At 51.8% G+C, this 25574-nt stretch carries 37 protein-coding genes; 35 read left to right on the top strand and 2 right to left on the bottom strand.

The window, feature by feature from the left end; translation table 11 throughout:
- The first annotated feature begins 208 nt into the window (after window positions 1–208).
- From rpsJ to LMG33818_RS11305, 30 genes are all read left to right on the top strand, one after another.
- On the top strand, window positions 209–520 hold the full coding sequence (gene rpsJ / locus LMG33818_RS11450; protein ID WP_025733376.1) for a 30S ribosomal protein S10: 312 nt from the start codon (window positions 209–211) through the stop codon (window positions 518–520).
- Between the two features lie 131 nt (window positions 521–651).
- Window positions 652–1290: a 50S ribosomal protein L3 gene (rplC, locus tag LMG33818_RS11445; RefSeq protein ID WP_442323525.1), complete on the top strand. Its 639-nt coding sequence runs from the start codon at window positions 652–654 to the stop codon at window positions 1288–1290.
- A gap of 13 nt (window positions 1291–1303) precedes the next feature.
- Window positions 1304–1912: a 50S ribosomal protein L4 gene (gene rplD / locus LMG33818_RS11440; protein ID WP_442323524.1), complete on the top strand. Its 609-nt coding sequence runs from the start codon at window positions 1304–1306 to the stop codon at window positions 1910–1912.
- Complete coding sequence (rplW, locus tag LMG33818_RS11435; RefSeq protein ID WP_442323523.1) at window positions 1909–2205, top strand: 50S ribosomal protein L23; 297 nt, start codon at window positions 1909–1911, stop codon at window positions 2203–2205. The genes rplD and rplW overlap by 4 nt, the downstream gene beginning before the upstream one ends.
- A 16-nt stretch (window positions 2206–2221) precedes the next feature.
- Window positions 2222–3049: a 50S ribosomal protein L2 gene (gene rplB / locus LMG33818_RS11430; RefSeq protein WP_442323522.1), complete on the top strand. Its 828-nt coding sequence runs from the start codon at window positions 2222–2224 to the stop codon at window positions 3047–3049.
- Window positions 3050–3071: 22 nt separating this feature from the next.
- Window positions 3072–3347: a 30S ribosomal protein S19 gene (rpsS, locus tag LMG33818_RS11425; protein WP_442323521.1), complete on the top strand. Its 276-nt coding sequence runs from the start codon at window positions 3072–3074 to the stop codon at window positions 3345–3347.
- A 14-nt stretch (window positions 3348–3361) separates the two neighbouring features.
- Window positions 3362–3697, top strand: a complete 336-nt coding sequence (gene rplV / locus LMG33818_RS11420; RefSeq protein WP_442323520.1) for a 50S ribosomal protein L22 — start codon at window positions 3362–3364, stop codon at window positions 3695–3697.
- Window positions 3698–3707: 10 nt separating this feature from the next.
- A complete protein-coding gene (gene rpsC / locus LMG33818_RS11415) occupies window positions 3708–4412 on the top strand; it encodes a 30S ribosomal protein S3 (protein ID WP_442323519.1) in 705 nt (234 codons plus the stop codon).
- Between the two features lie 12 nt (window positions 4413–4424).
- Window positions 4425–4838 carry a 50S ribosomal protein L16 gene (gene rplP, locus LMG33818_RS11410; protein ID WP_442323518.1) on the top strand — a complete coding sequence of 138 codons (414 nt, stop codon included), beginning with the start codon at window positions 4425–4427 and terminating at the stop codon, window positions 4836–4838.
- Window positions 4838–5029, top strand: a complete 192-nt coding sequence (rpmC, locus tag LMG33818_RS11405; protein WP_442323517.1) for a 50S ribosomal protein L29 — start codon at window positions 4838–4840, stop codon at window positions 5027–5029. The genes rplP and rpmC overlap by 1 nt, the downstream gene beginning before the upstream one ends.
- Before the next feature lies 1 nt (window position 5030).
- Complete coding sequence (gene rpsQ / locus LMG33818_RS11400) at window positions 5031–5291, top strand: 30S ribosomal protein S17 (RefSeq protein WP_442323516.1); 261 nt, start codon at window positions 5031–5033, stop codon at window positions 5289–5291.
- Between the two features lie 40 nt (window positions 5292–5331).
- Entirely contained in the window at window positions 5332–5703 is a 372-nt protein-coding gene (rplN, locus tag LMG33818_RS11395; protein WP_442323515.1) for a 50S ribosomal protein L14, read from the top strand.
- 15 nt (window positions 5704–5718) lie between these two features.
- Window positions 5719–6036, top strand: a complete 318-nt coding sequence (rplX, locus tag LMG33818_RS11390; RefSeq protein ID WP_442323514.1) for a 50S ribosomal protein L24 — start codon at window positions 5719–5721, stop codon at window positions 6034–6036.
- 18 nt (window positions 6037–6054) lie between these two features.
- On the top strand, window positions 6055–6594 hold the full coding sequence (rplE, locus tag LMG33818_RS11385; protein WP_442323513.1) for a 50S ribosomal protein L5: 540 nt from the start codon (window positions 6055–6057) through the stop codon (window positions 6592–6594).
- 9 nt (window positions 6595–6603) lie between these two features.
- Entirely contained in the window at window positions 6604–6909 is a 306-nt protein-coding gene (rpsN, locus tag LMG33818_RS11380; RefSeq protein WP_442323512.1) for a 30S ribosomal protein S14, read from the top strand.
- A 16-nt stretch (window positions 6910–6925) separates the two neighbouring features.
- A complete protein-coding gene (rpsH, locus tag LMG33818_RS11375; RefSeq protein ID WP_442323511.1) occupies window positions 6926–7318 on the top strand; it encodes a 30S ribosomal protein S8 in 393 nt (130 codons plus the stop codon).
- A 9-nt stretch (window positions 7319–7327) separates the two neighbouring features.
- Window positions 7328–7858 carry a 50S ribosomal protein L6 gene (rplF, locus tag LMG33818_RS11370; RefSeq protein WP_442323510.1) on the top strand — a complete coding sequence of 177 codons (531 nt, stop codon included), beginning with the start codon at window positions 7328–7330 and terminating at the stop codon, window positions 7856–7858.
- A gap of 9 nt (window positions 7859–7867) precedes the next feature.
- Window positions 7868–8218 carry a 50S ribosomal protein L18 gene (gene rplR / locus LMG33818_RS11365; protein WP_442323509.1) on the top strand — a complete coding sequence of 117 codons (351 nt, stop codon included), beginning with the start codon at window positions 7868–7870 and terminating at the stop codon, window positions 8216–8218.
- A gap of 11 nt (window positions 8219–8229) precedes the next feature.
- Window positions 8230–8733: a 30S ribosomal protein S5 gene (gene rpsE / locus LMG33818_RS11360; protein WP_442323508.1), complete on the top strand. Its 504-nt coding sequence runs from the start codon at window positions 8230–8232 to the stop codon at window positions 8731–8733.
- A 5-nt stretch (window positions 8734–8738) separates the two neighbouring features.
- Complete coding sequence (gene rpmD / locus LMG33818_RS11355; RefSeq protein ID WP_081803395.1) at window positions 8739–8921, top strand: 50S ribosomal protein L30; 183 nt, start codon at window positions 8739–8741, stop codon at window positions 8919–8921.
- A 3-nt stretch (window positions 8922–8924) separates the two neighbouring features.
- Window positions 8925–9359: a 50S ribosomal protein L15 gene (gene rplO, locus LMG33818_RS11350; RefSeq protein ID WP_442323507.1), complete on the top strand. Its 435-nt coding sequence runs from the start codon at window positions 8925–8927 to the stop codon at window positions 9357–9359.
- Complete coding sequence (secY, locus tag LMG33818_RS11345; RefSeq protein ID WP_442323506.1) at window positions 9359–10690, top strand: preprotein translocase subunit SecY; 1332 nt, start codon at window positions 9359–9361, stop codon at window positions 10688–10690. Before rplO ends, secY begins: the two co-directional genes overlap by 1 nt.
- A gap of 31 nt (window positions 10691–10721) precedes the next feature.
- Complete coding sequence (gene rpmJ, locus LMG33818_RS11340) at window positions 10722–10835, top strand: 50S ribosomal protein L36 (protein WP_077373351.1); 114 nt, start codon at window positions 10722–10724, stop codon at window positions 10833–10835.
- Between the two features lie 130 nt (window positions 10836–10965).
- The gene (rpsM, locus tag LMG33818_RS11335; protein ID WP_442323505.1) at window positions 10966–11322 is read left to right on the top strand and encodes a 30S ribosomal protein S13; all 357 of its coding nucleotides are present in this window, start codon (window positions 10966–10968) and stop codon (window positions 11320–11322) included.
- Window positions 11323–11353: 31 nt separating this feature from the next.
- Window positions 11354–11740, top strand: a complete 387-nt coding sequence (gene rpsK / locus LMG33818_RS11330) for a 30S ribosomal protein S11 (RefSeq protein WP_442323504.1) — start codon at window positions 11354–11356, stop codon at window positions 11738–11740.
- A 12-nt stretch (window positions 11741–11752) separates the two neighbouring features.
- Window positions 11753–12373, top strand: a complete 621-nt coding sequence (gene rpsD / locus LMG33818_RS11325) for a 30S ribosomal protein S4 (RefSeq protein WP_442323503.1) — start codon at window positions 11753–11755, stop codon at window positions 12371–12373.
- Window positions 12374–12438: 65 nt separating this feature from the next.
- On the top strand, window positions 12439–13437 hold the full coding sequence (locus LMG33818_RS11320; protein ID WP_442323502.1) for a DNA-directed RNA polymerase subunit alpha: 999 nt from the start codon (window positions 12439–12441) through the stop codon (window positions 13435–13437).
- A 39-nt stretch (window positions 13438–13476) separates the two neighbouring features.
- The gene (gene rplQ / locus LMG33818_RS11315) at window positions 13477–13863 is read left to right on the top strand and encodes a 50S ribosomal protein L17 (RefSeq protein WP_442323501.1); all 387 of its coding nucleotides are present in this window, start codon (window positions 13477–13479) and stop codon (window positions 13861–13863) included.
- 267 nt (window positions 13864–14130) lie between these two features.
- Window positions 14131–16524: an alpha/beta hydrolase family protein gene (locus LMG33818_RS11310; protein WP_442323500.1), complete on the top strand. Its 2394-nt coding sequence runs from the start codon at window positions 14131–14133 to the stop codon at window positions 16522–16524.
- Between the two features lie 156 nt (window positions 16525–16680).
- The gene (locus LMG33818_RS11305; RefSeq protein WP_442323499.1) at window positions 16681–16869 is read left to right on the top strand and encodes a hypothetical protein; all 189 of its coding nucleotides are present in this window, start codon (window positions 16681–16683) and stop codon (window positions 16867–16869) included.
- Between the two features lie 32 nt (window positions 16870–16901).
- Here LMG33818_RS11305 and uvrA read toward each other — a convergent pair whose 3' ends face one another.
- Window positions 16902–19757 carry an excinuclease ABC subunit UvrA gene (gene uvrA / locus LMG33818_RS11300; RefSeq protein WP_442323498.1) on the bottom strand — a complete coding sequence of 952 codons (2856 nt, stop codon included), beginning with the start codon at window positions 19755–19757 and terminating at the stop codon, window positions 16902–16904.
- Window positions 19758–20041: 284 nt separating this feature from the next.
- On the opposite strand from uvrA, the gene ssb reads away from it, so the two are divergent.
- From ssb to acuI, 5 genes are all read left to right on the top strand, one after another.
- Complete coding sequence (gene ssb / locus LMG33818_RS11295) at window positions 20042–20671, top strand: single-stranded DNA-binding protein (RefSeq protein WP_442323497.1); 630 nt, start codon at window positions 20042–20044, stop codon at window positions 20669–20671.
- A gap of 211 nt (window positions 20672–20882) precedes the next feature.
- Window positions 20883–21512 (top strand): TetR/AcrR family transcriptional regulator, encoded by a 630-nt coding sequence (locus LMG33818_RS11290; RefSeq protein WP_442323496.1) that lies wholly within the window; start codon window positions 20883–20885, stop codon window positions 21510–21512.
- Between the two features lie 121 nt (window positions 21513–21633).
- Window positions 21634–23331, top strand: a complete 1698-nt coding sequence (locus LMG33818_RS11285; RefSeq protein WP_442323495.1) for a GMC family oxidoreductase — start codon at window positions 21634–21636, stop codon at window positions 23329–23331.
- A 76-nt stretch (window positions 23332–23407) separates the two neighbouring features.
- Window positions 23408–23797: a tautomerase family protein gene (locus LMG33818_RS11280; RefSeq protein ID WP_442323494.1), complete on the top strand. Its 390-nt coding sequence runs from the start codon at window positions 23408–23410 to the stop codon at window positions 23795–23797.
- A gap of 313 nt (window positions 23798–24110) precedes the next feature.
- Complete coding sequence (acuI, locus tag LMG33818_RS11275) at window positions 24111–25157, top strand: acrylyl-CoA reductase (NADPH) (RefSeq protein WP_442323493.1); 1047 nt, start codon at window positions 24111–24113, stop codon at window positions 25155–25157.
- Window positions 25158–25248: 91 nt separating this feature from the next.
- Here the strand turns inward: acuI and LMG33818_RS11270 are convergent, their stop codons facing one another.
- Window positions 25249–25572 (bottom strand): hypothetical protein, encoded by a 324-nt coding sequence (locus LMG33818_RS11270; RefSeq protein WP_442323492.1) that lies wholly within the window; start codon window positions 25570–25572, stop codon window positions 25249–25251.
- Between the last annotated feature and the right edge of the window lie 2 nt (window positions 25573–25574).

The raw sequence follows: 25574 nt of genomic DNA, 5'->3' as shown, positions 1-25574 counted from the left end.
ATTTTTCTCGATTCCCTCGCAAGAGGGTGAAAATAAGGGGCCTTCGGGCCCCTTTATCATGTGGAATGCATATTTCTTGATGGTCAGGATTTGACTATCCGATTTAGGCCATCTATAATGCGCATCCTTTCAAGCGTGAGTGGGTGGCTCGCGCCGTCCGTTCACAGGCGTCCCAAATAATTGGGTTGGCCCATTGGAGTCAAGGCAAATGCAGAACCAGAAAATTCGCATTCGGCTTAAGGCTTTCGATCATCGTTTGATCGATCAGTCTGCGCAAGAGATCGTCGATACAGCTAAACGTACCGGTGCTCAGGTTCGCGGACCAATTCCTTTGCCGACTAATCGGGAACGTTACACCGTTCTGATTTCTCCGCACGTCAACAAAGATGCGCGTGATCAGTACGAGATTCGTACCCATAAGCGTGTGCTCGACATCGTTGAGCCGACTGAAAAAACAGTTGATGCGCTGATGAAACTTGATCTTGCTGCCGGCGTAGACGTGCAGATTAAGGTTGATTAATAACCCACACTAGTCACGAGCGGCTTGTCTAGTGCCGCCGCGTCGAGAGACGCCACACAATGTGCTAGTGGAATGCTCTGAAAAGGGCAGCCATAGCGGGTGATAGCCCCGTACACTAAAGGAGACTGAACATGGCGATCGGTTTGGTCGGTAAAAAGAGCGGAATGACGCGTATTTTTACCGCAGAAGGTACATCTGTACCAGTAACCGTCATTGAAGTTGAGCCTAACCGCGTAACCAGCGTTAAAACACTTGAAACTGACGGCTACCGTGCAGTTCAGGTGACTACAGGTTCGCGCAAGGCCAAACATCTGTCTAAAGCAGCTGCAGGTCAGTTTGCGAAGGCGGGTGTTGAAGCTGGTCGTACGCTTGCGGAATTCCGTCTTGTTGAAGGCGAAGAAGATCCACAGGTAGGCGGCGAGTTCACTGTATCCCTCTTTGAAGCTGGTCAGAAAATTGATGTGACCGGCGTATCCAAGGGTAAGGGCTTCCAGGGTGGTGTTAAACGCTGGAACTTCCGTACTCAGGATGCTACTCACGGCAACTCCCTCTCGCATCGAGCTCCTGGTTCAATTGGTATGTGCCAAACACCAGGTCGCGTATTTAAAGGTAAAAAAATGGCTGGTCAGCTCGGTAACGTGCGCACCACCGTTCAAAGCCTTGAAGTGGTACGTGTTGATGCTGAACGCAACCTGCTGTTGGTCAAAGGCGCTATCCCGGGTTCTACCGGTAGCCAAGTGATCGTACGCAGCGCTGTTAAAGCCCGCTGAGAGGTAAGTACCAATGAATCTTAATCTCGTAGGTGCCAATGCAGAAGCAGTCGAACTGTCTGATGCTACATTTGGCAAGGATTTCAACGAGGCCCTCGTGCACCAGGTTGTTACTGCTTATTTGGCAGGTGCTCGCCAGGGAACTCGTGCGCAGAAAAATCGTTCTGATGTAAGCGGTGGTGGTAAAAAACCATGGCGTCAGAAAGGTTCTGGTCGTGCGCGCGCAGGAACCATCCGTTCGCCTTTGTGGCGTAGCGGTGGTGTTACGTTCGCAGCGCGTCCTCAGGACCATGCGCAGAAAGTTAACCGCAAGATGTATCGTGCGGCTATGCGTTCCATCCTGTCCGAGCTTGTTCGTCAAGAGCGTCTCGTTGCTGTTAATGAATTCGGTGTTGATTCCCCGAAAACCAAACAGCTCGCTTCCAAGCTGAAAGAACTTGGTCTCGAAAAAGTTCTTATCGTTTCTGAAGAAGTAGATGAGAACCTGTATCTGGCAGCTCGCAACATTCCTAACGTTGCTGTTGTGGATGTCGCTGCAGTAGATCCGGTTAGCCTTGTAGCTTTTGATAAAGTTCTGGTAACTGTGCCTGCTCTGCGCAAGTTTGAGGAGAAGCTGGGATGAACCAGGAACGCGTATTCAAAGTGTTGCTTGGCCCGCATATGACTGAGAAGGCTGCGATTGCTGCTGAGAATAATCAGTATGTATTCAAGGTCGCACCAGATGCTACCAAGCCGGAAATCAAGAAAGCGGTTGAAGCGCTCTTCGACAAGAAAGTATCAGCTGTCCAGGTGCTCAACATTAAGGGCAAGGTAAAACGTACCCAGCGTGGTGAAGGCCGTCGTGCCGGTTACCGCAAGGCGTATGTTACCCTGGCTGCAGGTGAGACCCTCGAAGACTTCACCGGTAACGAGTGAGGCAGGAGAACGGATCATGGCAGTAGTTAAGACTAAACCAACGTCCGCCGGTCGTCGCCATCTGGTGAAGGTCGTCAACAGCGATCTTTATAAAGGTCGTCCGGTTGACTCACTGGTCGAATCTCAGAAGCGCTCTGGTGGTCGTAACAATAATGGCCGCATTACCACTCGCCACGTTGGTGGTGGCCAGCGTCAGCATTATCGCTTGATCGATTTCAAGCGTAACAAGGATGGTGTACAGGCAGTTGTAGAACGCCTGGAATACGATCCTAACCGCAGTGCCCACCTGGCATTGTTGAAATATGTAGATGGTGAGCGTCGCTACATCATTGCACCGCGCAATGTTCAAGCAGGTGACCGTCTGGAATCCGGTGTTAATGCACCGATCCGCGCGGGTAACACCTTGCCGCTACGTAACATTCCAATGGGTTCTACAATCCATTGCATCGAGCTCAAGCCTGGTAAGGGCGCTCAGATGGTCCGCAGTGCTGGTGCAAGTGCCCAGTTGGTTGCCCGTGAAGGCAACTATGCGACTATCCGTCTTCGTTCTGGTGAAATGCGTCGCGTTCTTTCCGAATGCCGTGCAACCTTGGGTGAAGTGGGTAATTCCGAGCACAGCCTGCGCCAACTTGGTAAAGCAGGTGCCAAGCGCTGGAGAGGCGTACGTCCGACGGTTCGTGGTGTTGCGATGAACCCGGTTGATCACCCACATGGTGGTGGTGAAGGTCGTAGTAGTGGTGGCCGTCACCCAGTATCACCCTGGGGTATGCCGACCAAGGGTCATAAAACGCGTAAGAACAAGCGCACCAATAAACTTATAGTACGTCGCCGTAAGGCTAAGTAACTGAACTAAAGGGGTAACGGCTGTGCCACGTTCACTTAAGAAAGGTCCTTTTATTGACCTTCATCTTTTGAAGAAGGTTGAGGCGGCTGTGGAGAAGAGCGATCGTAAACCGATCAAGACCTGGTCTCGTCGCTCCATGATCCTGCCTAACATGGTAGGACTCACCATTGCTGTCCATAACGGTCGCCAACATGTTCCGGTCTATGTTTCTGAAGAAATGGTCGGACACAAGTTAGGCGAGTTTGCTGCCACCCGCACTTATCGCGGTCATGCGGCTGACAAGAAAGCCAAGCGGTAAGAGAGGACTCGAAAATGGAAGAAGTAGCTGCAAAATTGCGCGGCGCTCGCCTGTCCGCTCAGAAGGCTCGTCTCGTCGCTGATCAGGTTCGCGGCAAGCCGGTGGCCGAAGCGTTGGACATTCTGAGCTTCTCGCCAAAAAAAGCGGCAGTGCTGGTACGTAAAGTACTTCAGTCTGCGATCGCCAATGCGGAAGAAAACAATGGTATGGATATCGATGAGCTTCATGTGTCGACCATCCATGTTGATGAAGGCACTACGCTCAAGCGTATCCAGCCGCGTGCTAAAGGCCGTGCAGATCGTATTCTGAAGCGCACTTGCCATATCACCGTCAAGGTAGCCGAGAAGTAGGAGTCGACCGATGGGTCAGAAAGTAAATCCAGTTGGTATTCGCCTCGGTATCGTCAAAGACCACTCCTCGGTCTGGTACGCTGAGCGCGGCGCTTATGCCGACAAGTTGAACAACGACCTTCAAGTTCGCAAATTCATTGAAGATCGTTTGAAAAATGCATCTGTTAGCCAGGTTGTTATCGAACGTCCGGCCAACAATGCACGTATCACCATTCACACTGCCCGTCCGGGTATCGTGATTGGTAAAAAAGGTGAAGACGTTGATCGCCTGCGTCGTGATCTGACTGCAATGATGGGCGTGCCCGTTCACGTCAACATTGAGGAAGTTCGCAAGCCTGAGCTCGACGCTCAGCTGGTAGCGCAGAACATCGCTGGTCAGCTGGAACGCCGTGTAATGTATCGTCGTGCTATGAAGCGCGCGATTCAGAATGCCATGCGTCTTGGTGCCGAAGGTATCAAGGTTCAGCTGTCAGGTCGTCTTAACGGTGCTGAAATCGCTCGTACTGAACGGTATCATGAGGGTCGTGTACCTCTTCATACCCTGCGTGCCGATATCGATTACGCTACCTACGAGGCGCATACCACCTACGGCGTGATTGGCGTCAAAGTGTGGATCTTCAAAGGGGAAGTTCTTGGTGGGATTGAGGAAGTGCGGGCGAAAGCCAAGCAGTCTCAGGCTCAACCGGCTGCTCCCAAGAAGAAAGGCTCTAAGTAAGGGGAATAGTCGATGTTACAGCCAAAGCGTACAAAATTTCGCAAGCAGTTTAAGGGCCGCAACCGTGGTCTTGCAGAGCGCGGCAGTAGTGTAAGTTTCGGCGAATATGGCCTTAAAGCAATTGGTCGTGGTCGTCTAACGGCCCGTCAGATTGAAGCCGGTCGTCGTGCAATCACTCGTCACGTGAAGCGTGGTGGTAAAATTTGGATTCGCGTCTTCCCTGATAAGCCGATCTCAGAAAAACCTCTCGAGGTTCGTATGGGTAAAGGTAAAGGTTCTGTTGAATATTGGGTTGCCCAGATTCAGCCAGGCCGTGTCCTTTATGAAATCGAAGGCGTATCAGAAGAGCTGGCGCGTGAGGCTTTCTCCCTTGCAGCTCAGAAGATGCCCATTGCGACAACCTTCGTTAAACGGACGGTGATGTAATGAAAGCTCAAGAACTGCGTGAAAAGTCAACTGAAGCGCTCCAGGAGCAGTTGTTTGAACTTCTCCGTGAGCAATTCAACCTGCGCATGCAGAAGGCGACTGGGCAGCTGAATCAGACCCATCTGTTGAACCAGACACGTCGTGACATTGCTCGCGTCAAAACTGTTATCCAGCAGAAGGCAGGTGAATAAGATGGCCCAGGAATCTCAAGCACGCACGCTTACAGGTAAAGTTGTAAGCAACAAGATGGATAAATCCATCGTCGTGATGATCGAGCGCTCCGAGCGTCACCCGATCTACGGCAAGTATGTTAAGCGCTCCACCAAGCTGCATGCCCACGACGAAAACAACCAGGCCAATATTGGCGATCGCGTTTCCATTCGTGAAGGTCGTCCGATTTCCAAGACTAAGTCCTGGTCACTGGTTGAAGTAATCGAGCAGGCCAAGGGTTAATCCCTTCGCCTAGCAATCAGTTTAGGTTCGGAGAATACCGATGATTCAGACGCAAACTATGCTGGATGTCGCCGACAACAGCGGAGCGCGCCGGGTGCAGTGCATCAAGGTGCTTGGTGGTTCACACCGCCGCTACGCGCGCATCGGCGATATCATCAAGGTTACGGTCAAGGAAGCGATTCCTCGTGGCCGTGTTAAGAAGGGCCAAGTGCTCAAGGCAGTGGTCGTGCGTACCGCGAGTGGCGTTCGTCGCTCGGACGGCTCGTTGATCCGTTTCGATGGAAATGCGGCAGTTTTGTTGAATAACACCAACGAACAGCCAGTCGGTACCCGTATCTTTGGGCCGGTCACTCGTGAACTTCGTTCTGAGAAGTTCATGAAGATCATTTCCTTAGCACCTGAAGTGCTGTAAGGAGCGGAGCGGATTATGCGCAAGATCAAACGTGACGACGAAGTTATCGTCATCGCCGGCAAGGACAAGGGCAAGCGTGGAACCGTCAAACGTGTTTTGAAAGACGGTAAGTTTGTAATCGCTGGTGTGAATGTTATCAAACGTCATACCAAGCCCAACCCGATGCTTGGTCAGCAGGGGGGTATCGTTGAACGTGAAGCTCCAATTCACGAGTCAAACGTTGCTATCTTCAACACAGAAACCGGTAAGGCAGATCGTGTCGGTTTTGAGTTGAAAGATGACGGTACCAAGGTCCGTATCTTCAAGTCGACTCAGAAGCAGATCGACGCCTAACGTGAGTCGGGTGGGATAATGGCGAATTTAAAACAGCAGTACAAAGACGAGGTGGTGGCCAAGCTCACTGAGCAGTTTGGTTACGCCAATGTAATGCAGGTGCCGAGAGTCACCAAAATCACCCTGAACATGGGTGTGGGTGAAGCAACCAGCGATAAAAAGCTGATTGATTTCGCAACTGCGGATCTTGAAAAACTTTCCGGTCAAAAGCCGATCGTTACCAAAGCACGCAAATCTGTTGCAGGCTTCAAGGTACGTGAAGGTTGGCCGATCGGTGTCAAGGTCACATTGCGTAGCGATCGTATGTGGGATTTCCTGGATCGTCTGGTCAATATCGCGATTCCTCGCGTACGTGACTTCCGCGGTCTGAACCCGAAATCTTTCGACGGTCGTGGCAACTATTCGATGGGTGTACGTGAACAGATTATCTTTCCGGAGATCGAGTATGATAAGATTGACCGGATTCGTGGTCTCGACATCACGGTAACCACCACCGCCAACAGTGACGAAGAAGGTCGTGCACTCCTGAGTGCATTGAACTTTCCCTTTCGTAAATAAGGCTAAATAATGGCTAAAAAAAGTATGGTTGAGCGTGAGCTCAAACGCACGAAGCTGGTCGAAAAGTACGCCGCTCGTCGTGCGGAGCTCAAAGCAATCATCCAGAGCACGTCTGCCTCCGACGAGGAGAAGTTCGAAGCTCAGCTCAAGCTGCAAAGTCTGCCGCGTGACTCAAGCCCGGTACGTCAGCGTAATCGCTGCCGAATCACTGGTCGTCCACACGGCTATTACAACAAGTTCGGCCTTGGTCGTAACAAGCTGCGCGAAGCTGCCATGAGCGGCAGAGTTCCTGGCTTGACCAAGTCCAGCTGGTAAGCGAGGAGCGCTTCGAATGAGCATGCAAGACACTCTGGCGGATATGCTGACCCGTATCCGTAACGCGCAGCAGGCCACTAAGGCGACTGTTGATATTCCTTCATCCAAAGTAAAGGTTGAAGTTGCGCGTGTATTAAAAGAAGAGGGTTACATCACTGATTATGCAGTGAGTGAAGACACTCAGCCACAGCTGAATGTCACCCTTAAGTACTTCGAAGGCAAACCAGTCATCGAGCACCTGCAGCGTGTTTCCAAACCTTCGCTGCGAATCTACAAGGGCAAGAATGAACTGCCCAAGGTTGCAGACGGTCTTGGTGTTGCCATCATTTCCACCTCTAAAGGTGTGATGACGGATCGCGCAGCTCGCCAAGCGGGTGTGGGTGGCGAAGTTATCTGCACCGTATTCTAGGAGTGTGAAATGTCCAGAATAGCCAAGAATCCGGTAACACTACCGAGCGGCGTCGAAGCCAAGTTGAATGACCAGCACCTTACTATCAAAGGTAGCCAGGGTCAGCTTGAGCTGGCAATCAATGCTGGCGTCGTTGTTAGTCAGGAAGAAGGTCAATTGACTTTTGCTCCCAGTAAGGAGTCCAAAGATTGGGCTATGGCGGGTACAACTCGCGCGCTGGTTAGCAACATGGTAAAAGGTGTGAGCGAAGGCTTCACCCGCACGCTGGAAATTAACGGCGTTGGTTACCGTGCACAGGCCAGTGGCCAAACCATTAATCTTACATTGGGTTTCTCTCACCCGGTTGAGTACACACTGCCTGCTGGTGTTAGCGCGGAAACGCCTAAAAACACCACGATCGTACTGAAAAGTACTGATAAGCAGAAACTCGGCCAGGTTGCAGCGGATATTCGCGCATTCCGTCCGCCTGAGCCTTATAAAGGCAAGGGTATTCGTTATAGCGACGAGAATATTCGCCGTAAAGAAGCCAAGAAGAAATAAGGCAGGGTTATGAACGCGAAGAAAGAATCTCGCCTCCGTCGTGCCCGCCGCGCGCGCGCCAAAATCCGCGAGCTGGGTGCAGTACGTCTGTGCGTCAACCGTACTCCTCGTCACATCTATGCGCAGATCATTTCTGCGGATGGTGGCAAGGTGTTGGTCAGTGCTTCCACACTCGACAAATCGCTGCGTGAAGCGGCGACTGGTAACTCAGACGCAGCCGCAAAAGTCGGCGCTCTGATCGCCGAGCGTGCGAAAGACGCGGGTATCACTGAAGTGGCCTTCGATCGCTCAGGTTTCAAGTTCCATGGTCGTATCAAGGCCTTGGCTGATGCCGCGCGTGAAGCCGGCCTGCAATTCTAAAAGGTTTGACGATGGCTAATAACGAACAGAAAGGCAACGGTGATCTACAAGAGAAGCTTGTAGGCATCAACCGTGTCGCCAAAGTTGTTAAGGGTGGTCGAATCTTCGGCTTCACCGCTCTGACTGTCGTTGGTGATGGCAAAGGTCGTGTTGGCTTTGGTCGCGGTAAGGCACGTGAAGTGTCTATCGCGATTCAGAAAGCCATGGATCATGCTCATCGCAACATGATCAAGGTTGAGCTCCGTGGGCACACACTGCAGTATCCAGTGCGCGCCAACCACGGTGCTTCCAAAGTATTCATGCAGCCCGCCTCCGAGGGTACCGGTATTATCGCCGGTGGTGCCATGCGCGCCGTTCTCGAGCTGGCAGGTGTACAGGACGTACTTGCGAAGTGCTATGGCTCGACTAATCCGGTCAACGTTGTGCGTGCAACTGTTAAAGGTCTCGCTTCCATGCGTTCACCTGAAGACGTTGCAGCCAAACGTGGCCTCTCCGTCGCTGAAATCACGGGGTAAGTCTCATGTCTGGCAAGCTTAAAGTAACTCAGGTTCGCAGCGTTATCGGTACCGGTAAGAAACATCAGGCCACAGTTCGTGGTCTGGGTCTCCGCCGTATTGGACACACTGTTGAACTGGAAGACACTCCTGCCGTTCGTGGCATGATCAACAAGGTTAATTACCTTGTAAGAGTCGAAGGGGAGTAATCCATGAAACTCAATACTCTGCGTCCAGCTATTGGCGCTAAGCATGCCGAGAAACGCGTAGGTCGCGGTATCGGCTCTGGTTTGGGTAAAACTGGCGGACGTGGCCATAAAGGTCTTAAGTCTCGTTCCGGTGGTAGCGTTAAACCAGGTTTTGAAGGCGGTCAGATGCCTTTGCAGCGTCGTTTGCCGAAGTTTGGTTTTACTTCCGCAAAATCGCTGGTGTCTGAAGAAGTCCGTTTGTTCGAACTGGCCAAGGTTGAAGGTGAAGTAGTTGACCTCGCTTCCTTGAAACAGGCGAACGTACTGAAAGACGCAACTCGCTTCGCAAAAGTGGTACTGTCTGGCGAGTTGGATCGTGCAGTCACTGTACGTGGTCTTAAAGTCACCAAAGGCGCGCGTGCGGCGATTGAAAAAGCCGGCGGTAAGGTAGAGGACTAATGGCTAAATCAGGAAACGTATCAGGAAATACCGGTGGGCTGAGTGAGCTTTGGGCTCGTCTCCGCTTTGTATTCATTGCCATTGTGGTTTACCGCATTGGATCACACATTCCGGTTCCTGGTATCAATCCTGATCAGCTCGCTGCCCTCTTCAACCAAAATCAGGGCACCATTCTGAGCTTGTTCAACATGTTCTCAGGTGGTGCGCTGCAGCGCATGAGTATCTTTGCTCTCGGCATTATGCCGTATATTTCGGCATCGATTATCATGCAGCTGTTGACGGTCGTCTCTCCTCAGCTCGAGCAGTTGAAGAAGGAAGGGGAGGCAGGTCGACGCAAGATCACCCAGTACACCCGCTATGGGACCGTTGTATTGGCGTTGATTCAGGCGTTCGGCATGGCAGTGGGACTGGTCAGTGCGGGTGCAGCTTTGCATCCTGGTATTGGCTTCTATTTCACCGCCATCGTGACCTTCGTCGCTGGTGCGGTCTTCCTGATGTGGCTAGGTGAACAGATCACCGAGAAAGGAATCGGGAATGGTATTTCCCTGATCATTTTCTCTGGTATCGTCGCTGGAATGCCTCACGCCATTGCTCAGGCCTTTGAGCTTGCACGTAATGGTGGCAGCCTGAATGTGTTGCCGTTGCTTGCCCTGGGTGTATTGGGTATTGCAACTGTAGCATTGGTCGTCTTTGTTGAACGCGGTCAACGCCGTATCAAAGTCAACTATCCCAGGCGTCAGGTCGGTAACAAGATGTATGCCGGTCAAAGCAGCTATCTGCCGCTGAAAATTAACATGGCGGGTGTTATCCCACCTATTTTCGCGTCCAGTATTCTGCTCTTTCCTGCATCATTGGGACAGTGGTTTGGTCGTAGTCATGGGTTAGGTTGGCTTTCAACCATTTCTCAGGCTCTCGCACCCGGTCAGCCTCTCTATATCTTGATTTTTGCTGCAGCAGTAGTATTCTTCTGCTTCTTTTATACAGCGCTCGTTTTTAATCCCAAGGACGTTGCTGATAATCTGAAGAAATCCGGTGCATTTTTACCGGGTATTCGCCCAGGCGAACAGACTGCACGCTACATTGACAAGGTAATGACGCGCTTGACGCTGTTTGGGGCAATTTACATCACGTTTGTATCATTGATACCGCAATTCCTGATGGTGGCCTGGGATGTTCCGTTCTATTTTGGCGGTACTTCCATTCTAATCATCGTGGTTGTTGTGATGGACTTCATGGCGCAGGTTCAGTCTCACCTGATGTCCAGTCAGTATGAATCCGTGATGAAAAAAGCTAACCTTAAAGGGGTTGGCGGTAGCGGTTTCCTACACTAATACCGCTACAGTAAACTTAGTGGAGTGAACGATGAAAGTTCGAGCATCCGTTAAAAAGATTTGCCGTAACTGCAAGATCATTCGTCGTCGTGGCGCAGTGCGTGTTATCTGCACTGAGCCGCGTCATAAACAGCGTCAGGGTTAATTCCCAACGCTAGACGAGTAAGTGGTGCAAAAATGCCTCTTGCTTCTTGTTGAAGTGAGAGGTATTCTATTGCGCCTTTTGTAGATGTAATCAACCGAGCAAAGCCGCTCAAATTATTCGGAGAAAGCTGATGGCCCGTATTGCAGGCGTCAATATCCCGGACAACAAGCATGCGGCGATCTCGCTGACCTATATCTTCGGCATTGGCCGCACTCGTGCGCAAGACATCTGTGTTGCTGCTGGCATTAGTCCCAGCATTAAAATGGGAGAACTTTCTCCTGAGCAACTCGATGTTGTGCGTGCTGAAGTGGGTAAATATGTCGTAGAAGGTGACCTTCGTCGTGAAGTTACGCTTAACATCAAGCGTCTCATGGACCTGGGCACTTATCGTGGTCTGCGCCATCGCCGTGGTCTTCCGTTGCGTGGTCAACGCACCAAGACCAATGCTCGTACCCGTAAGGGACCGAAAAAACCTATTCGTAAATAACGCTTAGCGTTAATATCAGGATACTTCCAACATGGCTAACCCGCGCAGTAACCGCAAGAAGGTTAAAAAGCAGGTTGTGGATGCCGTTGCACATATCCATGCCTCTTTTAACAATACGATCGTAACGATCACTGACCGCCAGGGTAACGCTCTTTCATGGGCGACTGCCGGCGGTTCGGGTTTTCGTGGTTCTCGTAAGAGCACCCCGTTCGCCGCTCAAGTAGCAAGCGAACGTGCAGCGAACGCTGCAGCCGAGTATGGAGTGAAGAACGTAGACGTACTGGTCAAGGGTCCCGGACCCGGCCGTGAATCAGCCGTGCGTGCATTGAATGCAGCCGGCTTCCGCGTACAAAGCATTACCGACGCGACGCCTGTTCCTCACAATGGCTGCCGTCCGCCGAAAAAACGCCGCGTATAAGGAGACAGATTCATGGCACGTTATACCGGACCCAAATGTAAACTGTCTCGTCGCGAAGGTACGGACCTTTTCCTCAAGAGCGGTGTTACCGCTTACGAGAAAAAGGCCAAAACCGAAAGCGCACCTGGACAGCATGGTCAGCGCCGTCAGCGTCCCTCCGACTACGGCACCCAGTTACGTGAAAAGCAGAAAGTTCGTCGCATGTACGGCGTTCTGGAAAAGCAATTCCGTAACTACTATAAAAAAGCAGCATCCCAGAAGGGTGCAACCGGTGAGGTTCTTCTCCAGTTGCTCGAAGCCCGTCTGGACAACGTCGTCTATCGCATGGGCTTCGGCTCCACACGTGCAGAAGCACGTCAGCTGGTAAGCCACAAAGCAATCCAGGTTAATGGTCGCACCGTAAACGTTGCTTCCTATCGTGTGGTTGCTGGTGATGTGATCTCTGTTCGTGAAAAAGCGAAAAACCAGAGCCGCATCCAGTCCGCGATAGAAATTGCAGGCAACCGCGGTGATATCGCTTGGATTGATGTCGACACGAAAAAGATGGAAGGTACTTTCAAATCCATCCCTGAACGTGGAGACCTGTCTGCCGACATCAACGAAAACCTGATCGTCGAGCTTTACTCCAAGTAATCCATCGACTGATTAACTTCGTAAAAGACTTAGAGTACCCCGTTCGGCAGCTTAAAGGTGTTCATATGCAGCGTTCAGTGACAGAGTTTCTCCGTCCTCGTGACATCAAGGTCGAAGAAATCAATGTGAATCACGCGAAGATCGTGCTTGAACCGTTCGAGCGCGGCTTCGGTCATACCTTGGGGAATGCTTTACGCCGTATTCTCCTCTCTTCAATGCCTGGCTGTGCCATCGTTGAAGTAGAGATCAAAGGTGTAGAGCACGAGTACAGCGCCATTGAAGGTATTCAGGAAGATGTCATCGAGATCCTCCTGAACCTCAAGGACGTGTCCATCAAAATGCATGGTCGCGATGATGCTGAACTCGTGTTGGATAAAAAAGGCCCAGGTGTCGTGACTGCCGGTGATATTGCCGTTGGTCATGATGTCGAGATCGTCAACCCGGATCATGTTATCGCTCACCTGAATGATGGTAGCGAGCTCAACATGAAGCTTCGCGTTCTGCGTGGCCGTGGTTACGAACCAGCTGACGTACGTATTCAGGATGACGACGAAAGCCGTACTATCGGCCGTCTTCAGCTTGATGCTACTTATAGCCCGGTTCGTCGCGTCTCCTATGCTGTTGAATCAGCGCGTGTTGAACAACGCACTGACCTCGACAAGCTGGTGATCGATCTGGAAACCGATGGCACCCTGGATCCTGAAGAGGCTATCCGTCGTTCTGCGACCATCCTCCAGGAACAATTGGCTGCCTTCGTCGATCTGGAAGCCGACAAGGAGCAGGAAGTTGAGGAAGAAGAAGATCAGATCGATCCTATTCTTCTCCGTCCCGTAGACGATCTCGAGTTGACCGTACGCAGTGCTAACTGCCTGAAGGCCGAGAATATTTACTACATTGGCGACCTCATTCAACGTACTGAAGTTGAATTGTTGAAAACGCCTAACCTTGGCAAGAAATCCCTGAATGAAATCAAGGATGTTCTGGAAGGTCGTGGTCTTTCTCTCGGCATGCGTCTCGAAAACTGGCCGCCGGCTAGCTTGAAAGACGACAAGGCTTCCGCCTGAACTGGTGACTTGAGTCAAGATTGGTAAGGAATCACACCCATGCGTCATCGTAAAAGTGGTCGCCAACTCAACCGTAACTCTTCACATCGTTCCGCCATGTTCAAGAACATGTGTGTATCGTTGGTTGAGCACGAATTGATCAAAACCACTCTGCCAAAAGCCAAGGAATTGCGTCGTCATGTCGAGCCGCTGATTACCCTGGCCAAGAATGACAGCGTTGCTAACCGTCGTTTGGCGTTTAGCCGCACCAGTTCTAATGCAGCAGTTGGTAAATTGTTCAGCGAATTAGGTCCGCGTTATGCTACCCGTCCGGGTGGTTATGTACGCATTCTGAAGTGCGGTTTCCGTCCCGGAGACAACGCACCGATGGCTTACGTTGAACTGGTTGATCGTCCTCAGGTTGAAGAAGCCGCAGGCGACGAGTAATCAAGCACCCAATGACCGCTCTTTTCCTTATTGAGCGTGTTAAAGGGAAATGAAAGCTGGCCCGAGAAATCGGGCCAGCTTTTTGTTTTTTACGCGTTTTTTTACGCAATTGTTTTTCAAAGGATGGTTTTCCATACGATTTTTACAGGTTCTTTCGATAAATACTTTTCCAGCATACTTTTTGCCCTTCCTCCCTTATCATTTAATAATGACATTTGGACGTTGTGTCCTTTCGAATCATTATTGTTCCTGAACAAGTGGAGAACCATGAGCGAATCTACTCATCACGAGACCGAATGCTCTATCACCCGTGGCTATCATGCGCCAAGCGCAGATCTTCAAGCGCTGGTGGATGCACCTCGCCCCCCTCGCAGTTATCTTTCTCCCAAGCGTAACTGGCTGGTTCAACTGCAATACCCTGAATTGCCGGACATCGCACGCGTTTCTCAACCTGAAAAACGCTTGGCCGGGTTGCGCTTTCATGCCGAGACACACTCCCGCAGCAGCTTCTGGCAAGGTAAAGGGTTATGGCTTCTTAACGTAGAGAACGGGCAGCGCATTGATATCAATGGATTGCCGGACCCCCTCTTTGTTAGTGCACTCTCATGGTCTCCTGATCAGTCCTATATCGCCTTTAGCCAGCTGGACACTGCCAATGCTACCAATGAGCTTTGGTTAATTGATATTGCGGCCAGAAAAGCCACACGACTGATTGAAAAACTCAATACACTCATTTCCCAAGGCTTCACTTGGCTGCCTGATAGCCAACGTCTGCTGGTGACACTTCAAGCACCGCCGTCAGGTGAAAACAGCGTAGAGCTTCGCCAAACAATTATCAGTCCCACTATTCAGGATGCAGATAAATCTGATCAAGTCACTTCCGTACGTACGTTTCAGGACCTTCTGAAAAACGAAAGTGATGCACGTGAACTTGAATATTACCTTCGTAGTCAGCCTGTGCTGATTAATGTAGAGGGCGAACAGGCGCCCGTTGGGGAGCCGGATCTTTATCTTGACCTCGAGCCGTCTCCTGATGGTGAATATGTTCTGATTGAGCGTATTACACGCCCTTTCTCCTATCAGGTGCCACTGGTGTTCTTCCCTCGCATCACGGAAGTACGCTGCCTTAACGATGGCACGCTCTATGAAATTGATCGCCAGCCCTTGCAGGAAACCCTGCCACCCGGATTCGATTCTGTGCTTCCAGGGCGTCGTGCAATCGATTGGCGTCAGGATGTACCTGCGTCCCTCTGTTGGGTAGAAGCACTTGATGGGGGGAATCCTTCGGTCGAGACAGAAGAACGCGATGCCGTTTATCTGCAGGCGGCGCCTTTCGACCAGGCACCTCGCAAACTGGCCACACTGTCGATGCGCTTACGTTCGCTACAATGGGGCAATGGGTCCTTGGCATTGCTGGAAGAGAGCTGGTGGGAGGATCGCTCGGTCAAACAGTGGCGTCTATTTCCTGATCAGCCTGAAAAAGCGCCTGTATTGCTGAATGAACGTTCTTCCGAAGATCGCTATAACTCACCCGGCCAGCCCGTTATGGTGATGGATGAAAAGGGGAGTACCCGCTTGTGGATTGGCACAGATGGTCATACATTGCTGATGATTGGTGCCGGAGCCAGTCCCGAAGGTGATCGCCCGTTTCTGGATCGGTGGAATATTGTATCTGGGAAGAAAGAGCGCCTTTTCCACTCCAAAGCGCCTTATTTCGAAATGCCCGTAACGCCTCTGAACGACGAAGCGACGTCTTTCATATTGTCCCGTGAATCTGTTAGCGAGCCGCCCAATCTTTTTGTGATTGACGTGGCAGGAGACACCCCTGATCGCGCGCTCACGGATTATCAACACCCGATGCCCAAATGGAAGCAGGTCACGCGCGAAACTATCCACTATCAGCGTGAAGATGGCGTCGAACTTAACGGAGAGCTCTATCTTCCTCCCGATTATGATCAAGAGCGTGACGGCCCCTTGCCAGTACTGATGTGGGCGTATCCGCGTGAATTCAAATCAGCTGCGGCCGCTGGGCAAACCAAGGGCTCGCCTTACAAGTTCACCTCCATTGGCTATTGGGGGGCGCTACCGCATGTGCTCAACGGGTTTGCGGTACTTGAAGGTCCCAGTATGCCGATCATCGGGGCAGACGACGAAGAGCCCAACGACACCTATATCGAACAGCTGACTGCCAGTGCTAAAGCCGCGATTGATGAGCTGGCACGGCGTGGCGTAGGCGACCCTGAGCGCTGTGCTGTGGGCGGCCACTCCTATGGTGCCTTCATGACCGCCAACCTGCTGGCCCATACGTCTCTTTTCAAGGCCGGTATCGCACGGAGTGGTGCCTACAACCGCACACTAACGCCTTTTGGTTTTCAGGCTGAAGAGCGTAATTATTGGCAAGCGCCCAAGGTTTACCAGGCCATGTCGCCTTTTGATCATGCTGACAAGATCAAAACACCGCTGCTGCTGATCCATGGTGCAGATGACAACAACGCAGGCACCTTTCCCATGCAGAGCGAACGCATGTTCTCTGCCATCAAAGGTTTGGGGGGGGAGGCACGTCTGGTGATGTTGCCCTACGAATCCCATGCTTACCGAGCGCGGGAATCCATCCTTCACATGTTGTATGAACAGGAAGAGTGGCTAAAGAAATACGTTTAGACGTTCCAGGATCGCTTCAATGGATGAAGAAAGGGTGTTGAGAATGAAGAAAGTGAAGAAAGTGTGTCGAAGGCGCGCGAAGTCTGAGTGCTTGTAAGCGCGCTCGATGTCTCCACGTTCACCGAACTCGATTGAGGAAACATTGACGTCAACGCCATGTCGCCCCTCTGCCGCGCGGTCATCGGGCTGGCTTCACGGCGCTGCGGCTGGGCTGTCCAAACCACTGATCATGAGCGGGAAGGGCGGCGGTATCTTTCATCACCGGCAATGAATCCTTCCCTCTCTGAAGCGAAAAAAGGCGAAGCCCGCGGGCCTCGCCTTTTCATTACCAAGCGCTTTATATGAACAGCTGTGTCCTCACGCTTTGGCCGCAGTCTTTATGCCTTGGCAGATTCTCGCCACTTGGCAGCCGTCTCCAGTAACGGTTTGAGGAAACGCCCGGTATGAGACACAGGATTCTCTGCAATCTCTTCCGGTGTCCCCGTCGCGATAATCTGACCGCCTTTCGAACCGCCTTCCGGCCCCAGATCAATCAGCCAGTCAGCCGTTTTGATCACATCCAGATTGTGCTCGATGACGACAATCGAATTGCCCTGATCACGTAAACGATGCAACACCGTCAACAGCTGACGGATATCTTCAAAGTGCAGCCCTGTCGTCGGTTCATCCAGAATATACAGCGTTTTCCCCGTGTCACGTTTCGCCAGTTCGCGCGCCAGCTTGATACGCTGCGCCTCACCGCCCGAAAGCGTCGTGGCACTCTGTCCCAGGCGAACATAGGAGAGCCCAACATCAATCAGCGTCTGCAAACGACGCGCAATCGCCGGTACAGGGGAGAAAAATTCCAGCGCATCCTCGACCGTCATTTCCAGCACTTCATGAATATTCTTGCCCTTGTAGAGGACCTCCAGCGTTTCACGGTTATAACGCGCACCATGACACACATCACAAGGTACATAGATATCCGGCAGGAAGTGCATTTCGACCTTGATCAGGCCATCTCCCTGACACGCCTCACAGCGGCCACCCTTCACGTTAAAACTGAAGCGGCCGGGTTTATACCCTCGTGCGCGAGCCTCTTGCGTGCCTGAAAACAGTTCACGAATGGCAGTGAAAATACCCGTATAGGTGGCCGGGTTGGAACGCGGTGTACGCCCGATCGGGCTTTGGTCAATATCAATCATCTTGTCGAGCTGATCGAGCCCCTTGATCGACTTGAAGGGCGCGGGCGTCAACGTGCTCGCACGGTTCAGATCACGCGCGGCAATAGGCATTAACGTTCCGTTGATCAGCGTTGATTTCCCCGAGCCGGACACCCCCGTAATACAGACAAATCGCCCCAGCGGAAGATCCAGATTGACCTTCTGCAAATTGTTGCCAGACGCACCTTTCAAGTGAATCATCTTCTTGTCATTCACTGGAAAGCGCTGGTGCGGTACCTCAATGCGTTTCTTCCCACTCAGGTACTGACCTGTCAGCGAGGCCTTGTTTTTCTCGACTTCTTTGGGGGTTCCCTGTGCCACGACCTTACCGCCATGCACACCGGCGCCGGGCCCGATATCCACCACGTGATCAGCGGCTCGGATCGCATCTTCATCATGCTCGACCACGATCACCGTATTCCCCAGATCGCGCAGGTGCTCCAACGTCGCTAACAGGCGGTCATTATCGCGCTGGTGCAGGCCGATAGAGGGCTCATCGAGGATATACATGACGCCGACCAGCCCAGCCCCGATCTGGCTGGCGAGGCGAATACGCTGTGCCTCTCCGCCCGAGAGCGTATCAGCACTTCGCTCAAGGTTCAGGTAGTCCAGCCCCACGTTGACCAGAAATTCCAGCCGCGTGCTGATCTCATGCAGAATCTTGACGGCTATTTCACCTTTGCGTCCCGGTAGTGATAGCGTGCTGAAAAGTGATTGAGCATCACCAATCGGCATCTGCGTAATACTGGGTAGCGCACGGCCATCCACGAACACATTGCGCGCCTCAAGCCGCAAACGGGAACCGCCACAACTCGCGCAAGGGCGGATCGCCATATACTTCGACAGCTCTTCGCGGACATGGTTGGAATCGGTGTCATGATAGCGCCGCTCAATATTGGGGATGACTCCCTCAAATGGATAGTGGCGCTTGACGACCTTGCCGCGGTCATTCACATAACTGAATTCGATATCCTCTTTACCGCTGCCGTGCAGAACGACATTGCGTGCTTCTTCTGTCAGTGATTCCCACGGTGTTTCAAGCGAGAATCCATAGTGAGCAGCGACCGATTCCAGAAGCCCGAAATAGAACACACTGCGGCGGTCCCACCCTTTGATGACACCCTCCGCCAGTGATAACTCGTGCTGACGAATCAGCTTGTGAGGATCGAAATACTGATGCACCCCCAATCCATCGCAGCTGGGGCAGGCGCCCGCCGGATTGTTGAAGGAGAATAACCGTGGCTCCAGCTCAGGCAGCGAATAGCCACAGATTGGGCAGGCAAACCGTGATGAAAAGATCATCGGCTCGCGTTCCCCATCAATAAAGTGAATCAGTGCAGAACCATCGGCCAGCTCCAGTGCCGTTTCAAAGGACTCAGCCAATCGCTGCTCCAGCCCCTCACGTACCTTGACACGATCCACCACCACATTGATGTCATGCTTTTTGTTTTTCTCCAGCGATGGCACGTCATCCAGCTCGTAGACCTCACCATCGACCATGGCACGCACATAACCGGAGGTACGTAGCTCCTTGAAGAGCTGTAAATGTTCACCCTTGCGCCCTTTGATGACAGGCGCCAACAGCATGATCTTCGAGCCTTCCGGCAGCGCGAGCGTCTGATCTACCATCTGTGAAACGGTCTGCGCTTCCAGATCCAACCCGTGCTCAGGGCAGCGGGGCGTGCCGGCGCGTGCATACAGCAGGCGCAAATAGTCATAGATTTCAGTGATGGTGCCGACGGTTGAGCGTGGGTTATGCGAGGTGGATTTTTGCTCGATTGAAATGGCAGGGGACAACCCTTCGATGTGATCAACATCGGGTTTTTCCATCATGGACAGAAACTGCCGGGCATAAGTGGAAAGCGACTCTACATAACGGCGTTGCCCCTCGGCATACAACGTATCAAAGGCGAGGGACGATTTACCTGAGCCCGAGAGCCCTGTGATCACGATCAACTTGTCGCGAGGCAGCTCGATATCAATGTCTTTAAGGTTGTGCGTACGAGCGCCGCGTACCTGAATATGATCCATAGAGGCCTCTAATTAAACGGTGGATTCTTCAGCTTAAGCTTGAATTCATACATTTTTTGCTGCACGTGCCGTTAACTCATGGGGAAGGGCAGGCTATCTATCAGATTTACCCTCAATAATAGGCTATCCTGTTACATTCGTCCCCTACGTATAGCGTGCATTTTGAGTTAAAATGCACTTAGTATTTCGTATGCCATGGGTCATCAGCATGATGCACTCGGCGTTAGACCATTGACCTGGTGCAGCAGTCACAGGTCCCTTAACAGTATTCAAGGAGAGCCGATATGGCCCGCGGTGTGAACAAGGTGATTTTGATCGGCAATGTTGGTCAGGATCCGGAAGTGCGTTTTATGCCTTCGGGTGCGCCTGTCTGTAACTTGCGTTTGGCGACCACAGACAGCTGGAATGACCGTCAGTCAGGCCAGCGTCAGGAGCGCACGGAGTGGCACTCGGTTGTCATGTTCAACAAACTGGCAGAAATCGCCCAGCAGTACGTGCGTAAAGGATCTCGCCTTTATATTGAAGGGCGCCTGCAAACTCGCCAGTGGCAGGGGCAGGATGGCCAGAACCGCTATTCAACCGAAATCGTTGCCAACGACATGCAGATGCTGGATACCCGTGGTAACGGTGATACTCCTAATAATGGGGGCGGTCAGGGCGGTTATCAACCTCAGCAGGGCGGTGGTAATCAAAGCTACGGTAACCAGAATCAGGGTAACCAGAGCTACGGCAACCAGCCTTCCAATAATCAGGGGTATGGTCAGCAGGGTGGCAGCAGCTATGGTAACCAGAGCGGCGGCAATCAGGGCGGCCAGAGCGCGCCTCAATCGTCACCCAACAATGCGCCGCAGCAGAATACCGGTGCACCGAATCCGTCCAGCTTTGATGATTTTGATGACGAGATTCCGTTTTAACGGGCGATTTATCAAAGTAGCACTACCTTCAAAGCCCCTCTTTCAGGGGCTTTTCTTTTTGCCCACATTACTGCTCTCTCTTTTTATCCTTCTGGCATGGCCTTTCTGTGGCTTGCCCCCTCGCGTGTTTGCCTTCTCTCCATCTAACGTCTAATCCTCTCGTATTGCGTTCCTGTTGATATTTTAGACCGATAGGTTTATTAATACATTCATGGCTGAATTGAAAAGACGAACACGGGGGCGTCCCCCCAAAGTGCAGGCAGATAATCTGGAAACGCGTGAAACGATCATTCAGGTCGGTATGCGTTTGTTTTCATGTGACGGCTTTATGCTGACCAGCCTGGACCGCATCCTGACAGAAGGTCAGGTTACGAAAGGGTCTTTCTACCATTATTTTGCCAGTAAGGATGCACTCGGAAAAATCGTACTGGAGCGTTATGCACGAGCCTACAGTGAGCGCCTGAGCCGCTTTCTTATGCTCCCCGACACATCGCCTCTCATGCGCCTGAAGACATTCATCATGGATGATCTTGAGCACATGATTGCCTGTCATTATCAGTCGGGTTGCCTCGTCAACAAACTCTCTCAGGAGTACTACTTTCTTTCCGATGACATGAAAGAATTGGTCGAAAGTACGCTCACCTCATGGCAGCAGCAAACGGCCCTCTGTGTGCGCGAAGCGATCGATGTAGGGGAGGTCTCTCCAACGATTGATCCCGAGCGGTTATCAAGTTTGATCTGGACCAGTTATCACGGTGCCCTGCAACGCGCCAGAAATAACAAGGACGTTACCCCCGTTCACATCTTTGTAGAGGATTTTTTATCCATGGTGACGTCCTGATTTTTTTAGGCCAAATTTAGACTGATCAGTCTAATAAAAAGTCAGCTACCCGATAATCAAACCGAGAGAGCAAAAAACATAACGAGAGCAAATAAGAGAGAACCAACGAGAGAGAGCCAACATGAGCATTCTAAAAGCATCAGAACTGGAAGAGGTGGAGGAATATGACTACATCGTGGTGGGGGCTGGCAGTGCAGGCTGCGTGCTCGCCAATCGTTTGAGCGCGTCAGGAGAGCATCGCGTACTGTTACTCGAAGCCGGTGGCAAGGACAACTACCTGTGGATTCATATCCCGGTCGGTTACCTGTATTGCATGGGGAACCCCCGTACGGACTGGTGCTTCAAGACAGATATCGAAGAGAACCTGGGGGGAAGAGTCATGAACTATCCCCGAGGCAAAACATTGGGTGGCTGTTCCTCCATCAATGGCATGATTTACATGCGCGGGCAGGCTACTGACTACGACCATTGGGCTGAACTCGGCAATCAGGGGTGGGGATGGAAAGACGTTTTTCCCTATTTCCTAAAATCCGAACACCACTTCGGCGGTGTCTCCCCGTATCATAACGACAAAGGGGAGTTGTACGTCGAAAAGCAGCGCACCTCATGGAAAATTCTGGATGCCTTTAGAGACGCTTCGGAAGAGGCCGGTATCAAAAAAGTTGACGATTTCAATACTGGTGACAATACCGGTTCGTCCTACTTTCAGGTGACCCAACATAATGGATGGCGCTGCAGTGCCTCCAGAGCCTTCCTGCATGCTGCCTTGCATCGCTCCAATCTGGATATTGCGTTGCATGCCCGTACTGATAAAGTGCTGATTGAATCAGGAGAAGCCAAAGGCGTTGCCTACCACGTTGATGGACACAAACACGTCGCTTATGCACGTCGTGAGGTGGTGCTGTCCAGTGGTGCGATTGGAACACCAGCGATCCTCGAACGTTCAGGCATCGGGCAACAGGAACGTCTGGAGAAACTGGGCATCGAGACTGTCATGAATCTGCCCGGCGTTGGGGAGAACCTGCAGGATCACCTGCAAATCCGCTGCGTTTATAAGGTAGACAATGCGAAAACGCTGAATACCTGCTCCAGCTCAATGCTCGATAAAGCCAAAATAGGAACCGAATACCTGTTGCATCGCTCCGGGCCCATGGCAATGGCGCCAAGCCAATTGGGTATCTTTACGAAATCTTCCGAAGACCAGCCGACCAGTAATATTGAATTTCACGTCCAACCCCTGAGCCTCCTCGCCTTTGGCGGTGCACTGGACCCCTTCAATGCCATTACCGCAGCGGCTTGTAATGTCAACCCTGAAAGCCGTGGGTATGTGCATATCGATTCGAAAGATCCAGAACAGGCACCTCATATTCATCCGAACTATTTATCGACCGAACACGATCGCCGTGTTGCCATTGATTCGGTAAAACTGACACGCCGCATTGTTTCACAATCCGGGTTTGCCAAATTCAACCCAACCGAACTCAGACCGGGTCCGGATGCCCAAACGGATGAAGAGATACTGGCCGCGATTGGCAAAATAGCCACCACCATTTTCCACCCGGCAGGTACTGCCGCCATGGGCACCGGCCCCGATGCAGTGGTAGATGCACGATTACGCGTTCACGGCATTCGCCATCTACGCGTTGCCGATGCCTCAGTGATGCCCACCATCACATCGGGCAATACGAATGCACCCAGTATCATGATTGGTGAAAAAGGGGCGGCAATGATACTGGCGGATCTGGAAACGGAGCAAGTGCCTCAATCCACCACTATTCCTGAAACCTCAGTTGCCTCTATCCCGGCAGCAGTAGCGTAATAGCCACTACCCACTACCGTGCCATTTGACTGGCACTATGATGACGACAGTCAGTATTTATAAAAAGGAGAGAACCATGCCACTTATTCGTTTTGATATGCTCGAAGGTCGTACCGATGAACAAATCGGCAAACTGCTTGATGTCGCACATGAGACCATGCTGGAAGTCTTCAAGGCCCCTGAAGGCGATCGTTATCAACTGGTGTACCAGCACAAACCGGCGATGACGCGTATTGAGGATACAGGGCTTGGGATTCAAAGAACGAAAGACGTCATTATTATCTCGATCACCACACGGCCCCGTACACGTGAAGAGAAAGTGACCTTCAACAAGGTGCTGACCGAACGGCTGCATGAACACTGCGGTATTTCTCCGCAGGATATCATGATCAATTATGTGACCAACTCGGACGAAGACTGGTCCTTCGGTAATGGCGAAGCACAATTCCTCACGGGGAAACTGTAAACGTCCGTTGGGGAAACGTTATACACATGTCCATCAGTGGTGGTCAGTGCCTGATATTTGCGTTCTGTAAGCATCAGGTTTTTACCCGGACGAATCATCATATGCCCTATACGAAAACGTAAGGGAATGGCAGGAAAAAACGGCTTGCTTCCGTCATGAAGCAGGCCGTTCTTGTATCACAAGATTATCATTGCGGAGGGGGATCGTTCGCCGCTAATGCCCCTGACATGCCAATGTCATTGACCGCCCGTCACCCAATTCACTTGCTCATCCCTCTCGGCCTTCGACATTAGTCGGTGCTTGATCTATAGCCGTGTTCGGACCGTTATACTTCGATGTATTTGATAAACATCGCTACCACTTGAATAAGGCCGCCATGTTCAAAGGAATTGTGATTTCACAGGCTGATGGAAAGAGTCACGCCCGCTTACGTGATATCGGTGATCACGAATTGATGGAGGGGAATGTTTGCATTGATGTGGCCTACTCCACGCTGAACTATAAGGATGCTCTGGCCATTACGGGCAAAGGGCCAGTAGTCCGTCGCTTTCCCATGGTGCCGGGTATTGATTTGGCGGGAACGGTCACTGCCAGCCAACATCCACGTTACCAGGCAGGAGACAACGTCGTATTGAATGGATGGGGCATCGGTGAATCCCATTGGGGAGGCCTGTCACAGAAAGCCGTTGTGAATGGTGACTGGCTCATTCCACTGCCTAAAACGCTAAGCGAGTATCAGGCCATGGCGATCGGTACGGCGGGCTATACCGCAGCCCTTTCTGTCATGGCACTTGAGCGGCATGGCCTAACGCCGAGTAATGGCCCTGTGCTCGTGACAGGTGCCAACGGCGGGGTGGGGAGTTATGCGATTGCATTATTGGCAAAGCGTGGTTACTCCGTGATCGCTTCCACCGGGCGTCCTGAAGAGGAATCGTTTCTGAAAACACTGGGAGCGAGTGAGATTATTCCCCGACAGGCACTCTCTGAACCGGGGCGTCCACTGGGTAAAGTACGCTGGGCAGCGGCCATAGATTCTGTGGGAAGTCATACCCTCGTCAATGCCTGTGCAGCGACCCAGCCAGAGGGTGCTGTTGCAAGTTGCGGTTTGGCACAGGGGATGGATTTCCCTGCTACGGTTGCCCCCTTTATTCTCCGAGGCATTAGCCTGCTGGGTATTAATAGCGTGACCCAACCTTATGAGCGGCGCATTGAAGCATGGGGCCTGCTCGAAAACACATTGGATAACACACTGTTGGATAATATCAGTCGTACCATTCCGTTAGAGGATGCCATCTCCCATGCGCATTTGCTGTTAGAGGGCAACGTGAGGGGTAGGGTGGTCGTGGATGTGAATGGGTGAGCATCTGTAGGACTACAGCCCGCCGACATTTGGGCAATCACCCGTGAAGGGTGGTTTGAACATTATGGCAAGGAATAGGCATTATCCTTTCCTAATCATTCTCGATTACCCAATCCTCTTTCGCCAAGCGCTTTTCAGCGCGTGAAAATGAAAAAATGCCGATGGCCAACATAACGATGATGGGCACTGATGTTGCTGTTGGATCGCGCGTAAAAGGATTCAATAAAATCAGGGCGAGAAAGGGGCATAGCGCACCAACATGTAGTGACCATTTGGGAGGATGCCTGGTGAGCGCAAATGGAGCAGCAGTACACAGGGTACTACTGATATACAGGAGTACCATAAACACCGTAATAATAACGGCGAAATGTACTTGATTTTTCCTTTCTCCTTGAACGATTACCCCCTTTTCCATCC

The organism is Cernens ardua, from assembly GCF_051251085.1.
In the GTDB taxonomy this organism is placed as follows: domain Bacteria; phylum Pseudomonadota; class Gammaproteobacteria; order Pseudomonadales; family Halomonadaceae; genus Cernens; species Cernens ardua.
The sequence above is the reverse complement of the archived record's forward strand: the minus strand, read 5'-3'. Positions and strand labels throughout refer to the sequence as shown.